Source organism: Fibrisoma montanum, from assembly GCF_003583365.1.
Taxonomy (GTDB): domain Bacteria; phylum Bacteroidota; class Bacteroidia; order Cytophagales; family Spirosomataceae; genus Fibrisoma; species Fibrisoma montanum.
On the sequence record NZ_QXED01000002.1, the window covers coordinates 1 to 14855 of the forward strand.

Annotated in this window: 10 protein-coding genes; 3 read left to right on the forward strand and 7 right to left on the reverse strand. The window is 54.3% G+C overall.

Annotation, left to right across the window (positions count from 1 at the left end):
- Positions 1–255: 255 nt before the first annotated feature.
- Genes DYU11_RS05855 through pyrE form a run of 4 tightly spaced genes read right to left on the reverse strand, consistent with a single transcriptional unit; the run spans position 256 to position 3736 of the window.
- Entirely contained in the window at positions 256–2181 is a 1926-nt protein-coding gene (locus tag DYU11_RS05855; RefSeq protein WP_119666733.1) for a glycoside hydrolase family 88 protein, read from the reverse strand.
- Between the two features lie 47 nt (positions 2182–2228).
- Positions 2229–2663, reverse strand: coding sequence for a (4Fe-4S)-binding protein (locus tag DYU11_RS05860; RefSeq protein WP_119666734.1), 435 nt, complete (start codon positions 2661–2663; stop codon positions 2229–2231).
- Positions 2660–3058, reverse strand: coding sequence for an OsmC family protein (locus DYU11_RS05865; protein ID WP_119666735.1), 399 nt, complete (start codon positions 3056–3058; stop codon positions 2660–2662). The genes DYU11_RS05860 and DYU11_RS05865 overlap by 4 nt, the downstream gene beginning before the upstream one ends.
- A 39-nt stretch (positions 3059–3097) precedes the next feature.
- Positions 3098–3736: an orotate phosphoribosyltransferase gene (pyrE, locus tag DYU11_RS05870; protein ID WP_119666736.1), complete on the reverse strand. Its 639-nt coding sequence runs from the start codon at positions 3734–3736 to the stop codon at positions 3098–3100.
- 183 nt (positions 3737–3919) lie between these two features.
- On the opposite strand from pyrE, the gene DYU11_RS05875 reads away from it, so the two are divergent.
- The 3 genes from DYU11_RS05875 to DYU11_RS05885 all read left to right on the forward strand — a co-directional run bounded on the left by DYU11_RS05875 (position 3920) and on the right by DYU11_RS05885 (position 10490).
- Positions 3920–5824 (forward strand): PAS domain-containing protein, encoded by a 1905-nt coding sequence (locus DYU11_RS05875; protein ID WP_119666737.1) that lies wholly within the window; start codon positions 3920–3922, stop codon positions 5822–5824.
- A 114-nt stretch (positions 5825–5938) separates the two neighbouring features.
- On the forward strand, positions 5939–8275 hold the full coding sequence (locus tag DYU11_RS05880; RefSeq protein WP_119666738.1) for an ATP-binding protein: 2337 nt from the start codon (positions 5939–5941) through the stop codon (positions 8273–8275).
- 94 nt (positions 8276–8369) lie between these two features.
- The gene (locus DYU11_RS05885) at positions 8370–10490 is read left to right on the forward strand and encodes an outer membrane protein assembly factor BamB family protein (protein WP_119666739.1); all 2121 of its coding nucleotides are present in this window, start codon (positions 8370–8372) and stop codon (positions 10488–10490) included.
- A 9-nt stretch (positions 10491–10499) separates the two neighbouring features.
- Here the strand turns inward: DYU11_RS05885 and DYU11_RS05890 are convergent, their stop codons facing one another.
- The 3 genes from DYU11_RS05890 to ccsA form a co-directional block, all read right to left on the reverse strand.
- Entirely contained in the window at positions 10500–11789 is a 1290-nt protein-coding gene (locus DYU11_RS05890) for a hemolysin family protein (protein WP_119666740.1), read from the reverse strand.
- A 13-nt stretch (positions 11790–11802) separates the two neighbouring features.
- Positions 11803–12036, reverse strand: coding sequence for a hypothetical protein (locus DYU11_RS05895; protein WP_119667474.1), 234 nt, complete (start codon positions 12034–12036; stop codon positions 11803–11805).
- A 72-nt stretch (positions 12037–12108) separates the two neighbouring features.
- Positions 12109–14817, reverse strand: a complete 2709-nt coding sequence (gene ccsA, locus DYU11_RS05900; RefSeq protein WP_119667475.1) for a cytochrome c biogenesis protein CcsA — start codon at positions 14815–14817, stop codon at positions 12109–12111.
- Between the last annotated feature and the right edge of the window lie 38 nt (positions 14818–14855).

Below are 14855 nucleotides of genomic sequence, written 5' to 3' on the forward strand. Positions count from 1 at the left end.
CCCGAACAGAGCCGTTAAGCCCCGCACTGCCGATGGTACTGGAGTCGTTTCCGGGAGAGTAGGTAACTGCCACCTCTTGTCATTTGTAGTTGGAAGCCGTCCCCACAAGGACGGCTTTCCTGCTTTATAGGTATTATTGAGCGCGTTAACGGTTAATAATTTGCTGCTCGTGTTCTGACTGATAACAATACTTGATTACTTAGCTGACGCTACACAAAAGCCTCAAAAAAGTAAATAAGCTTATTAATGACGCTGTTACTTTTGTGCCCGTAAATCCTTTTTTGCCTGATTCAGTAGCCAAATTGCCAGGTCTTTAGCTGCTGAAAAATTCTGATAAGTTGCCGGTATCCGTCGCCCATCCGTGTATTCGTTATACAGCCAAGGATCCCCGACCGCAAAGACGGTGCCTTTTCCATACGTTGCTACGGCAATAACAACGTCATTGCCTGCTGTCAGAGAAGCTTTTGCCGGGTCTTTTAAGTCAATAATGGCTAAATCTTTAATGTAAATGACACTGGTATTTTTAAAGATGGGATGCTTTGGAGGAATATCGAGCCGTCCTTGCTCCCACTTAGTTCCTTCGACGCTGTTGCGATTCTTATCTGAAAACTTAATACCAAAAGCCTGTGCAAGTTGATTAAACCGAGGAATCTCGCAATTCGCTGTGTCATTGGCCATCATAACCAGAACGCCACCTGCTTTAACCCAGTCGCTGATTTCGTTTACATCCTGTGGACGAACGTAATTTGGTTGTTTGGTTTCCTTCTGTGTGTCAGGATCTACTATGATGTAAATATCCAAGCCGTTTAGACTAGCGGCTGTTGGCGCGGTCGTAATGGCTTGTGTGTTTGCACCCAGATCGCGGAAGATAGAACCCCAAAGCCAGAAGCCTGAATGGGTGCGATCTTCCCAGGTGTAATGAAAGCGTTCCTGACCGGTATTCGATGGGCGATATTCGTTGTTGAAAAAATAATCGAGGCCAACCGTTTTTCCTGCTCCTGTTGGCTGCTCGTCAGCAATTTCAAGTTCAACACTGGCCATAATGAACGGTCCAATGCCTTTTAGATCATTTTTCCGAATTGGTTCGCTTAAATAGTAAGCGTAGCTCCCATCCCGATACGGATCACCACCTAATCCGCCAACGCTTACAGTACCGTTGAGGCTAAGCAGACCGTCGGTATCGGTCTTGACAAATTTGTCGAGTATACACTGATACCCTTTTCGGGCATTGTTCAGCATGTTTTTAGGCAGATAACCTTTTCGAACGCCTTTTGACAGCGTATACACAAACATGCAGGAGGCAGACGTTTCAATGTAATTTCCTTGGCGGTTCCCCTGATCAATGATTTGATACCAGCCGCCGGAAGCCGGGTCCTGATACCGGACCACTACGGGCATCAGGCGTTGCAGGTAGCTTACCAACTGGGGCCGTTTAGGATGATTATCAGGAAAATAATCCAGTACGTCAACCAGCGCCATAGCGTACCAACCTAGTGCACGACCCCAGAAGTTGGGAGATTGTCCGGTCCTGGGATTAGCCCAGCGTTGTTGCCGACTTTCGTCATACCCATGGTACAGTAAGCCTGTTTTGGAATCTGCAAGGCGTTTTTCTATCAGTGCGAACTGATTAGCAATGTCATCAAAAGCCCCTGGCTCGTTGAACAAAAGGGCATATTCGGCATAAAACGGTTCGGCCATGTATAACCCATCGAGCCACATCTGGTACGGATACCGTTGTTTGTGCCAGAAACCACCTTCTTTTGTGCGGGGTTGCTCGTTAAGTTGCCGGCGAAGAAGGGCAGCCGCTTTCTGATACCGCTCACGGCCAGGCTGCGTCTGTTGGGCTAGCGTGAGCAGCACGCGGCCGGTTGTAATGTTGTCGAGATTATAATCGCTGGTTGTATACGTGCGGATACTGCCATCCTTGCCAACGAACTGATTGATGTCGTTCAGGATGTAATTGTAATACTTGCCGTCGCCGGTGCGATTCCAGACCATCTCGATAGCCTTAAGCACCAAGCCCTGTTCGTAATCCCAGCGGGCACTTTTCTGATTACCAATTACGATAGAATCTTTGTGCCGGGCCATAAAGGCGTCGGCCATTTGCTGTGACCAGGGTTTAGTCTGTGCAAAAACAGACGGACTGAAAAACAGAAAGGCAAACAGGAAACGGATCAACATGAGGGCGTTGCTTGTGTTGACCCTAAAAGCGATTAATCCAGACGAATCTACCCCTTAAAATTTACCTTGACATGCGAACCGTCGCAGTACGGCTTGTTGTTGCTTGACCCGCACCGGCAAAAGGCCGTGACGTTATGTTTCAGGGTTTCATGGCCTTCAGCATCCTTTATGCGGAGGTTGCCATATACCAGCAGCGGGCCGTTGGGCAGTGGCTCTACAATGCTTTCAGCCTGTATATCGTCTGGTCTGAGCTGCTCTTCGTTATGAAAATAGCTCAACGCCTTGGACGGACAACGGTCAACCTGTTCGATGATTCGCTCGGTAGTTGCGCCACTCATGTTTACCCAGGGGCGGGCGCGGGGATTGAACACCTCGATGAGCTGAGTCCAGCAAAGCTTGGAATGGATGCACACATTGGGTTTCCAGACCACAGTGATGTCGCCGTTGGTGTAGGTTTTGGTGATGTCGTCGGAGGGGGTCATGGTTCAATCAGGACAGTATCGAAATCGATGGGGTTTTTCAGCGCTTTATGAATAGGGCAACGATCCGCGATTTCGCGCAACCGCAGGCGTTGATCTTCCGACAAATCACCGTTCAGGATCAACTGCGTGGTGAATAACGACCGGTTACTTTCTACATCCCGGGCGTAGCCGACGTGGGCTACTGCCGATTCGAGCGGCCAGCCCTTTCGATCGGCATACATCCGCAGGGTGATCACAATGCAACTGGCCAGGGCGCTACACAGCAACTCGGTAGGACGCATGCCCCGGTCTAAGCCCCCGACATCGAACGGCTCATCGGCGACAATTACCTGGGTTTCGCCGGAAATGTGGGTTTCGTAGGGCGTACGTTCAATGCGTGCAGTTACGGTTGACATGCTGCAAGATAGCGATTTATCGGATGCACAGCCGGCGAACTACCGGCCCCATTCGGCTGGATTCTCACGCCAGGCGGCCAGCGATGTCATTGCATCGGCAGAAATATAATCCAGCGACTGAGCTTCGGTGAGTAATGCTTCGTAGTCGCTCAGACACACCAGCGATACGTTTTTGTCGGCAAAGTTCTGCGTCGCGAGCGGAAACCCGTATGTAAAAATGGCAGCCATACCCAGCACCTGAGCCCCGGCTGCACGGAGCGCATCGACTACTTTCAGCGAACTGCCACCGGTTGAAATCAGGTCTTCGATCACGACAACCCGGGTGCCAGCTTCCAGCCGACCTTCGATTTGGTTGCCCATGCCATGTTTTTTCGGCTCCGGGCGGACGTAGCAGTATGGCAGCTCCAGTACGTCGGCGACCAGTGCACCCTGTGGTATACCAGCCGTGGCAACGCCGGCAATGGCTTCTGCTGAGGGGAAATGCTGCCGAATGGCGTCGGCCAGGGCCTGTTTGATGTACGTCCGTACGTCTGGATATGAAAGCGTAATGCGGTTATCGCAGTAAATAGGCGACTGCCAGCCTGAACTCCAGGTGAACGGTTGATCGGGCCGCAGGCGAACGGCCTGTACCGTAAGCAGATGCCGGGCCACTTCGCGTTTGATGGTTGTTGGATTCAATGGGAAGAACCAGATGATTGATCGATGCTGCAAAGAAAGCATCAAAACCGGCGCGTTCGACGCGGCAGGTAAACCCCGGCCGGCAATAAATTTTCTGATTGGTGTTGATGATGTCTGCTGAATCAGAAAAATAGTTTATTTTAAACCTCACAAATCACCTTCCTTGTTAAACCTTCATCATTAATGTATCCGCTTACCCTGTCGCCGGAACTACTGTTGGAGAGCGTATTTCGGACGTCGCTCGACGGCATTTTATTATGCCGGGCCGTACGCGATGGATCAGAGGAGATCATTGATTTTACTGTAATTAAATGTAATAGCCAGGTTGCTGCTCTGACAGGTTTTACCGAAGAGCAAATACTCAACAATACAATGCTGACGCTCGACCCGGGCGGCTGTACGAATGGTATTTTTGATCAGTATGCGTCGGTGGTAACTACCGGCCAACCGGTTCGGATTGAGCATTACTTTGCGGGAAGCAATGTATGGCTGCTGCAGGCGTTGTCGAAGTTTGACGATGGGGTGCTGGTTTCTATGACCGATATCACTGCCACGAAGCTGGTTGAACAACAGCGACTTCAGGAACGTGAGTTACTACAAACCGTGCTGGATTATGCCCAGACGGGTATTGCGATCATGGACGCAGTACGGGATGACAGCGGGCGGGTAATTGATTTTGTGTTTACGGACATCAACCAGGATGCTGAGCGGATCACGAAACGGAGTCGGGCGGAATTGATAGGACAGCGCTATTCGCAGGTCTGGCCGGAGGCTGCTTCGAACGGGGTACTGGACTGGCACATTCGCGCGGCTGAGTCCGGCGAGCCCGTCAAACTGAACGGGATGAATTACCCGGTCGGCGACTACGATGGCTGGTACAATATCCGCATCCGGCCGTATGGCAACGGGGTGATCGCTACGTTCGTTGATGTCACGGCCCTTAAACAGGCGGAACTCGATAAAGAGCAGCAGGCTGAACTCCTCCGTTCGGTGCTGGACAACTCGTCGAGCCTGATTATTGCATTTGAAGCCATTCGTGACCCCAGTGACAACCGGATTGTCGATTTTCGGTACGTTGCCCAGAACGAAGCCAGCCGACAGAGCGTAGGGCGTACCGACGAGCAGGTGATCGGGCATACGATGCTTGAATACTTTCCCCACGTCCTTGAAACCGGGTTATTCAATCGGTATCTACGGGTCATCGAAACCGGTAAACCCATGCGGTTTGAGCAGGAGTATAACTATGATCAGCTAACGGGCTGGTTCGAAATCTCCGTGATGAAGTGGGGTGATGGGATAGTGCTGACGCTGGTCGACATCACGGCCAGTAAACGCCACCAGCAGGAGATTGAAGCGGCTAATCTCGGATTGCAACGCGCCAATGATAACCTGCAGCAATTTGCCTACGTAGCCAGCCATGATCTTCAGGAGCCGCTGCGCAAGATCACGGCGTTCAGTGACGTACTGGTTGATCAGTATGCCGACGTACTCGACTCGTCGGGGAAGGACATAATCCGGCGAATGCAGTCGGCTGCGGAGCGTATGTCGGAGCTGATTCGGGACGTACTGGCGTATTCGCGGGTAAGTACCCACCGCGAGCCACTCCGCCGGGTATCGCTTGCCAGAGTGTTGAAGGAGGTAGTCCGGGACCTGAATCTGGAACAGCCAACGGCCGAAATCACCATTGACGCCGATAATTTTCCTGAAGTGATCGGCGATCAGATGCAGCTTTATCAACTGTTCGAGAATTTGCTGAGCAATGCTGTAAAGTTTCAGCCGCCGGGCCAGCGGGCGCTTATCCGGATTGCTTTCAGAACCGTTATGGACCTGGATGCGCCGTTTGGCGGGCGTGGCTCGTTCTGTGAAATATGCATACAGGACAATGGAATTGGTTTCGATCCAAAATACGCCGACCGGATCTTTCAGGTTTTTCAACGCCTGCACACCCGGCAGCAATACGCTGGTACGGGCGTGGGGCTGGCCATCTGCAAACGGGTAGTCGAAAATCATAAGGGCGTTATCTACGCCAGCAGTCAGCCCGGACACGGTGCTTCGTTTCGAATTTACCTGCCTACAGTTGCCGATTAGCCCTGTACTTCGCTTGCATCTGCGTCCGCAGACCGGGTTATCCAGCGGACGCGGATTTGGTTTGTCATTCTTCCGGCGGTTCTTTACCTTCGTTAAGTCCCTTTGCGTACGTTTATGGATGCCACGCTTCCAACAGACACTGCTATTTCTGCCCTCTGGCAACTCGCATTAGATCATTCTGCCACAGGAATTGCAGTATATGAGCTCTTGGAGGACCCTTCGGGGGCGTTCCCTGACTTTCGCTTACTGATGGTGAACCGACGAGCCTCGGAAATTACTGGCGTCGATCTGCAACAGAAAGTGGGCGGGAAAGTGAGCGACCTGTTTCCGAATGTGCAGGAAACCGGCCTTTGGGAAGCCGCCCTCCAGACAATCAGAACCGGTCAGAAAAGCAGTCGGGAGTTGCTGTATACAATTCAGGAGACCGGCCAGGCGGGTTGGTACGACCTGACAATCAGTTCGGCCAACGACGGCCGGCACGTGGTGTTTTCATTCACTGAAAGTACGGAGCAGCGCGAACAGATAAGCCGCGAACTTCATCAGAACAGTTTGCTGCGGAGCATCCTCAACAGTGCGTTGAACGGTGTAATTTATTACCGGGCCATTCGTGAAGAGGTTCCCGACGACCAGAAGCCCGGCCGGATCATCGACTTTCAGGAAGTGCTGCACAACACCGTTGCTGAACAACAAACGGGGCAAACGGCGGACGATTTCAGGGATAAAACCATGCTGGAACGCTACCCGGAGCGGGGGCAAGCCGGCGAGATCGCCAATGAACTGTTCCAGGCCATGATCCGCGTGACCGAAACAGGGATTCCGGAGCGTAGGGTGCAGTACATTCCATCGCATCAAATGACTTTCGATCTGTCGATGGTTAAGCTGGAGGATGGGTTCGTGATATCGCTGCTGAATATCTCCGAACGGATTGAACAGCTCAGGCATATTGAGCAGCAGGCCCGTCAGTTCAGCGACCTGCTCGATAGCCTGGCGACCGGACTTGTTATCTATGCCATCAGGCGCAATGAAGCCGGTGCGGTCGTCGACCTGGTATACGAAAGTATCAGCCAGTCGGTGCTGAACGATATCGGACGTACCCGCGACGAGGTAGTAGGCAAAGGCGTTCAGGAGCTGTTTCCCGGCTCGACGACTACCTCGCTCTGGCAGAAATACCTGGAAGTGATTGAGACCGGGATGCCAATGCGGTTTGAGGATAGTTACCCGAAAGGCGATACGATCTATTACCTCGACATATCGGCGACTCCGTTCAGCACGGACAAACTGCTGGTCAGTTATACGAATACTAACGAGACCCGGAAAATGCTGCAGGTGCTGCGGAGCCAGGCAATTCTGTTTAATACCATGTCGCGAAACGTACCGGACGTCGGGGCGCTGGTTGTGAACAGTACCCTGCGGGTTGTGTTTGCCAACGGCGAGTTGCCCGAAGAGCTGTTTCCGCTGAACCTCCCGGCCGGCATCATCGACCGTCGGCTGGAGCAGGCATTGCGGCCAACCTACCGCACGGAACTGAAGCAGTACCTGCAGGATGCGCTGGCCGGTATCAGCCGGACACTGATTCAGCCGGTGGGCGACCGGGTCTACGAGGTCTATGTGGGCCCCGTCAACGACGAAGACGGAACCGGGGATACGCTGATGGCCATGGCCATTTACCGCAACATCAGTCAGGCCCGGCGTTATCAGCGGGAGCTGGAGCAGTCGGTGACGGAACTGAAGCGGTCGAACGAAAGCCTGGAACAGTTTGCCTACGTAGCCAGCCACGATCTGCAGGAGCCGCTGCGAAAAATTCAGGCGTTTGGCGACGTGTTACGAGGGCAGTACCTTACGGCCCTGGGCGCGTCGGGGGCCGATCTGGTCCACCGCATGCAGTCGGCAGCGGCCCGGATGTCGGACCTGATCAAAGACCTGCTCGAATTTTCACGGCTGACCAACATGCAGCAGTCGCACGAACTGGTGTCGCTGGCGTCGGTGGTTAACAGCGTCGTTCAGGATCTGGATATGATTATTCAGGAAAAGCGGGCCGTTATCGAATACGACGATCTGCCGGCCGTGATGGGTGATGCCCCGCAGTTGCACCGGTTGTTCCAGAATCTGCTGTCCAATGCGCTGAAGTTCTGCAAGGCGGACGTACCCCCCCACGTGTTTATTTCGGCGGTTATGGTTGAGGGGCGTACCATCCAAGGTGTGTTGCTGACGGACGAACGCCGGTCGTTTGTTCGGATTGATGTGAAGGACAACGGAATCGGTTTTGATGAAAAGTACATCGACCGGATCTTTACCATTTTTCAGCGGCTGCATGGCCGCAGTCAGTACCCGGGCACCGGTATTGGCCTGGCTATCTGTCGTAAGATTACGGACAACCACCGGGGCTACCTGCGTGCCACCAGCCAGGAAGGCGTAGGCGCTACGTTTCAAATCTTCCTGCCGATTGGCTGACTCCCTGCGTAGTATCCTGAGTAGTATAAATCCCGCAGCACTCCGCTTTAGGTGATATAGTCTCTGTTCGTATATAGGTCATTCCCACCTTCTTATGCAACGCCTGATTCTGTGGTTGCTCATACTAGCCGTGATGCTGAGCGCCGGCCTGCAACTACCCATTCCGCCGGCCCCGGATACCGACTGGTTTGAATACAACGGCGATGGTGCCCGGAGTCACTATTCAACGCTCGCGCAGATAACGCCCGACAATGTGACGCAGCTGCGGGTGGCCTGGACGTATGCATCGGGGGGCGCCGATACGGTGCAGAACCGGACGCAGATGCAGTGCAATCCGATTGTAGTGGGTGGCGTGCTGTACGGCGTATCGGCGGGTACGCAGGCGTTTGCGCTCGATGCGGCAACCGGCCGGGAGTTGTGGAAAACGGCCCTGTCCGACAACGGTGGCACTACCAGCCGGGGGGTTACGTACTGGACCGATGGCCAGAACGCCCGCATCTTTTTTGGAGCCGGCAAATGGCTGTATGCGCTCGACGCCCGAACGGGGGAGCCCATTGCCGGCTTCGGCGAACAGGGGCGAATCAACCTCAGAATAGGGCTGGAGCGGCCGGGCGCAGATGAGTACGTGGTGTCCAATACGCCCAACACGATTTATAAAAATCTGCTCATTGTGGGGGCACGGGTGGCTGAGTCAGAAACAGCATTGCTGGGCGATATCCGCGCGTTCGATACCCGAACGGGTAAACTCGTCTGGACGTTTCGAACCATACCGCAGCCCGGCGAAACAGGCTATGATACGTGGTCGCCACGGCCAGGGCGTCAGTACGTTGGTGGAGCCAATGCCTGGGCGGGGATGGCCATTGACCGGCAGCGGGGAATCGTTTACATCCCAACCGGCTCGGCAGCCTATGATTTTTACGGGGGGAATCGTCGGGGTACTAACCTGTTTGCCAACTGCCTGCTGGCACTGGATGCCCAGACCGGAAAGCGGTTGTGGCATTTTCAGCTCGTTCATCACGACATCTGGGACCGTGATCCACCCGCTCCGCCCAACTTGCTGACTGTAACGCACAAGGGACCCGACGGTCGGCCACGGCGGGTCGATGCCGTTGCGCAAATTACCAAGCAGGGCTACGTTTTTGTGTTCGACCGCGTAACGGGTAAGCCATTGTTTCCCATTGAGGAACGATCCGTTCCGACGGATGGCGTTGCGGGCGAACAGCCGAATCCGACGCAGCCGATCCCGATTGGACCGGATTACTTTACCCGGCAGTCGTTCACCGAAAAAGAGCTTAATTCATTTGTGGCCAATCGGGATTCGCTGGCGGACGTGATCCGACAGGCCCGAACCGGACGGGCGTATCTGCCGATCACCCAAACTCTGACCCTGTTTTATCCGGGTACCGATGGCGGAGGGCAGTGGGGTGGGGCCGCGGTCGACCCGAATGGTGTTCTTTACGTTCCGGCCAAAGAAATTCCAGTCTATACCTCGCTGGTAGAACGCCGAACCGCATCAGCCGGGACCGCGCTGACCGGTACGCAGCTGTATAACCTGCGATGTGCGGCCTGCCACGGCACCGATCGGCGCGGCAACCACGACGGTTCGTATCCGTCGCTGGTCGCGATTGACAAACGGCTGTCGGTCGATCAGGTCAGGCAGATCCTACAGAAGGGGCGCAGTATGATGCCTTCCTTTGCCCATCTGTCGGCGGCCGAACACAAAGCCCTCATTGACTTTCTGTTTCAGAACGAGTCGGCACAATCCGTAGTTTCGTCGCAGGCAACGACCGTGCCCTATCAGCATACAGGCTACAACCGCTGGTATGATGCGAATGGCTACCCGGTCAGTACCCCGCCCTGGGGAACACTGACGGCCATCGATCTGAACACTGGAAAACGGCAGTGGCAGGTACCGTTGGGCCACTATCCGGAACTGACGGCGCGGGGGGTACCGCCAACGGGAACGGACAACTACGGTGGGCCGCTCGTTACGGCCAGCCGGCTGCTGTTCATTGCCGCCAGCCGGGATGAGCAGTTCCGGGCGTTCGATACCCAGACTGGCAAGGTGTTGTGGCAAACGTCGCTGCCGGCGGCCGGATATGCGTCGCCAAGTACGTATGCCGTGGGTGGGAAACAGTACGTAGTAATTGCCTGCGGTGGCGGTAAGTTGAAGACTAAATCCGGGGACAAATACGTAGCGTTTGCGCTGCCCTGATGGGAGCGCTTACTCGGTCGTTTCCCGATTCAGGTGCACTTTCACGGTATCGATCCGCGTACCGCTCATCGACACGATCGTAAACGTGAAGGGAGAAAGCTCAATGATTTCACCTACCTTCGGCAGGTCCTCATTTTCGGCCAGAATATAGCCGCCGAGCGTATCGTAGTCTCCTTCGCGGATTGACCAGCCGTATTTTTCGTTCAGGTCGTCGATTTCGTGGCGGGCGCTGAGCAGCCAGGTCCTCTCGTCGAGCTGTCGTTCAACCCAGTCTTCGTTGGTATCGTACTCGTCCTGAATTTCTCCAAAAATCTGTTCGACCATATCTTCCACGCTGACAATGCCGGCCGTACCGCCAAATTCGTCAACGACAAGGGCGAGGCTTTTTCGCTCGGCCAGAAAGCGCATCAGCAAATCCTGGGCGGGCATCGTTTGGGGGACGGTAATGATCGGTGTCAGAATCTGTTCGATAGACGACGGCTTCTGAAACAGGGCCAGTGCGTGGCAGTAACCAATCACATCGTCGATATTTTCCCGGTACACTACAATTTTCGAGTGGCCGCTATCCTGAAAGGCTTGTCTGAGTTCTTCAAGCGTATCATCGACGGCGACGGCGGCAATCTCGGTGCGGGGCACCAGACAGTCCCGAACGCGTACGTCACGGAACTCGATGGCGTTGTTGAAAATGCGGGTATCAACCTCCAACTCTTCCTGCGTATCGGCCTTCTGGTTAAGCTGCTGAAGGTAATTGTTGAGGTCCGTCAGCCCGAAAACCGGCTTGATTTCGGTTTGCTGCCGCCCCATAACGTAGCGTATAATGAAGCGGGCGATACCAACCAGGATACGCACGATGGGCGCAATGGCCTGGTAAATTACCCACAACGGTACCGCCAGCCGCTCCAGAAACGCATCCGGGTGAATCAGGGCCAGACTTTTGGGCAGGTAATCGGCGAGAGGCAGAAAAATGACGGTCAGGATAAGGGTTTCGAGCATGATGAGCATAAACTCGCTCTCGGCCCACCCCGCCGGCAATATCGATAACAACAGAGGATTCAGTACCGTAACGCCCAGTACGGTGAACGTGACCAGAAACAGCGTATTGCCGGTGAGGGTTGTCCCGATAAAGAGGATTGGATTTTTCAGGAAGCCTGAAACCAGTTTCTCACCGAGTGGCCCCTGCTTGCTGTGAATCTCGAAGTACAACCGGTTTACAGATACGTAGGCCATCTCGACGGCGGAGAAAAATCCAGCCGTGACAAGCGCCAGCAACGCACCAAAGAGGAGGGTAAAGGATTCCATAGGAAACCGCAATCTATTTCTTTTTCTTCTTCCGATTTCGGTCGGCTTGCATCGGCTTGATGGTTGGCGACACGACTTTCTCGCGTTCCAGCCGCCGGTTTCGTATGAACTGGAATGAAAACAGAAACGCCAGACAAACCATCAGGATCCAGTAGCTTTCGGCAAAACTGGTCCGGCGGACTTCCAGTATCCACAACAGCAACGATCCGACCGCCAGCGCGATCAATATGGTTTCGGATAGTTTCATAAACAAAAACCAGTTGGTCAGCCGACCCATGCGCTCAGGCACAGCTCGGCTGACCAACTGACTTATTAACTATTACGCCATGCCCTTGTTCCGCATTTTCGAAAATTCGCGGTAGCGACGGACCGTTGCCATCAGAAAACCGATGACCAGGATGAGCGTGCCAATCCAGAGAACATTGATCAGCGGTTTTTCAAATGCTTTCAGCACGATGTAATCCCGTTGGGTCCGGTTGACGGCGAAGGTGAACTTGCCGGTACGCGGATCAATCTCGTTCAACTGAAGGCGAAGGCCAAGTTCGTCGCTCGTTTCGGCCTGGCGACCAACCATGCGGTCTTTGATGATGAATGCCGGCGACAGAATGTGCTCACCGTTTTTGTCCAGTACGCGAACGCGGGCTTTAACAGCCGCGTCGTTCGGGCCAATCTCCATGCCGTCAACTTCGGTGGTACGAACCACATCGTCCAGAATAGCCACGTAGTCGTTCAGGAAAAACGTATCCTTAATGGCTACGCTGTACGTTTCAGTTTTTTCCCAGCGGTTCTCCGCCGTAGGGTCCGGCACTGAAGATACGTAGGTGTAGAGATCGCGGCCGGTTTTTCGCTCAATGTCCGGCGACACAACCAGGCCCATTCGGTCGTTGACCTGCGCCCGGGGGTACAGCGTGAAGATTTTCCCGTCGGGTTCGCGGTATTCAACTTCGTAATACGTGTTCTCGGGATACAGCGCCAGGGTGTCGCCTTTCTTATGATACACTTTGCCGTTCACTTCAATGTCGCGCTGGGCAATGCCGTGGAAATCGCCTTCAACCACGTTTACCCACGAACGAGGGAAATAACCCGGTACGTCGCGGGCTTCAATCCGCTGGCCCCGGTACGTAAGCTGGAACTTACCCATGCGTTCGGGCTGGTTGAGCCACAGCAGGACGTTTTCCTTGTTTTCCTTGTTGTCGTTCTTGGTAAACTCGTCCTGCTTCGAGATCAGGATACCGCTGTTGTTCAGCGAAATCACCCGCGAGAAGCCCGATGAATACAAAATACCGATTAGCATGAGCGCCATACCGATGTGGGCCACTGCGCCACCCGACAGCCGGTAGTTACCCTGAGCAATGCCGATCAGGATGGAGCCGTTCGTAATCAGAGCAAACGTAGCTGACACCAGCAGCACCATGTAGATGGGATTCTTCACCTCACCAAAGGCAATCAGACCGGCGCTGATCAGCAGCGTCAGAATGGCCGGTGTTATGAGGGCATTCCAGTTCTTGTTCTCTACTTTCCGCCACCACATGTACTGGCCTACGCCCGTCAGCAGGGCGATCACCACGAAGAACCAGACCTGAAACTTATTGTAGTGCGCAATCTGATCGACAGGCAGGGCCAGGTTCGACACCTTTCCGAATGACTCCAGAATGCTGTTGTACACTGGAATCGATGTGGTCGCAATTACCTGAAAAGCCGCCAGGCACAGCACCGTAGCACCGATAAATAACCAGAATTCTTTCGTATAGACCGAAGCTTCCTGCTCATCGCTCGGAATCAGTTTCCATTTACGGGCAGCCAGCACAACCGACAGGACCACAAAGGCCAGCAGGTACACCAGCAACTGCCCCGACAGACCAAGGTCGGTGAACGAGTGAACCGATGCGTTACCGAGAATGCCACTCCGGGTCAGGAACGTAGAGTACAGAATCAGAATGAACTGAGCAATGGTCAGGATGATGGCGGTTTTGAGGCCGGTAGAGCTGCGCTTGGCGATAAGCATGGTGTGCAGCGAGGCTACCATAATCAGCCACGGTACGTATACGGCGTTTTCGACGGGGTCCCAGTTCCAGTAGCCCCCGAAGTTCAGGGTTTCGTAGGCCCAGTAGCCTCCCATCATGATACCGACGCCTAGAATCATCGCACCCAGCAGGGTCCAGGGCAGCGCCGGCCGAATCCATTCCAGCGGCTGGTTGCGCCACAGTCCCGCCATGCAATAGGCAAACGGAACCAGGGTCAGCGCAAAGCCTAAAAACAGGGTGGGTGGGTGAATTACCATCCAGTAGTTCTGAAGCAGCGGATTCATGCCTTTGCCATCTTCCGGAACAAACAGCGGATCGGTCGCGAAGATGGGCGCGTCGGGCATGGCCTCCCGAAGCAGCAGAAACGGCGATGAGCCAATCTTTAACGTATCGCCGAACACGACCCCCAGGATCATAGACGCCAGAAACGCCTGCACGAGGGCAAAAACGGTCATCATCGGCGCTTCCCACTTCCGGTTTGTGTTAATGAGAATCACGCCCAGCACCGCATTCCAGAAAATCCAGAGCAGAAAGCTTCCCTCCTGGCCATGCCAGAAACTGGAAATGATGTACTCGGCCGGGAGCGCTTTTGACGAGTAACTCCACGCGTAATGGTATTCGAAGTAGTGATTGCTGACAATGTAGAACAAGGCGGCTACGATACCGACAACCGCCACGCCATGAACGTAGAAAGCCCAGCGGGCCAGCACGCGCCAGTCGTTGCGTGGTTCGGCTGCATTGCTGGCATTGACTGCCTTGCCAGACGTAGTTTTCTTGCCGGACCTGGGGCCTTTGGACGAAACCGGAATACTGGTCCGACCAGCCCCGGCGCTCGCCACTTCGGCGTATTCGAGTTGCTCGGTCCGCTCAAACTCAACCGGAGCGTTGTCGGCCCGGCGCTGCGAAAGCGCTACGAGCAGATACGCGACGGTTGAGACCAACGCCGTTACGAACGACAGAATGACAAAGAAGTGACCGATATTACCGACCGTTGTATGTATCATTAGTTGAATGATTGAATTGCTGAATGCTTGAATGACCG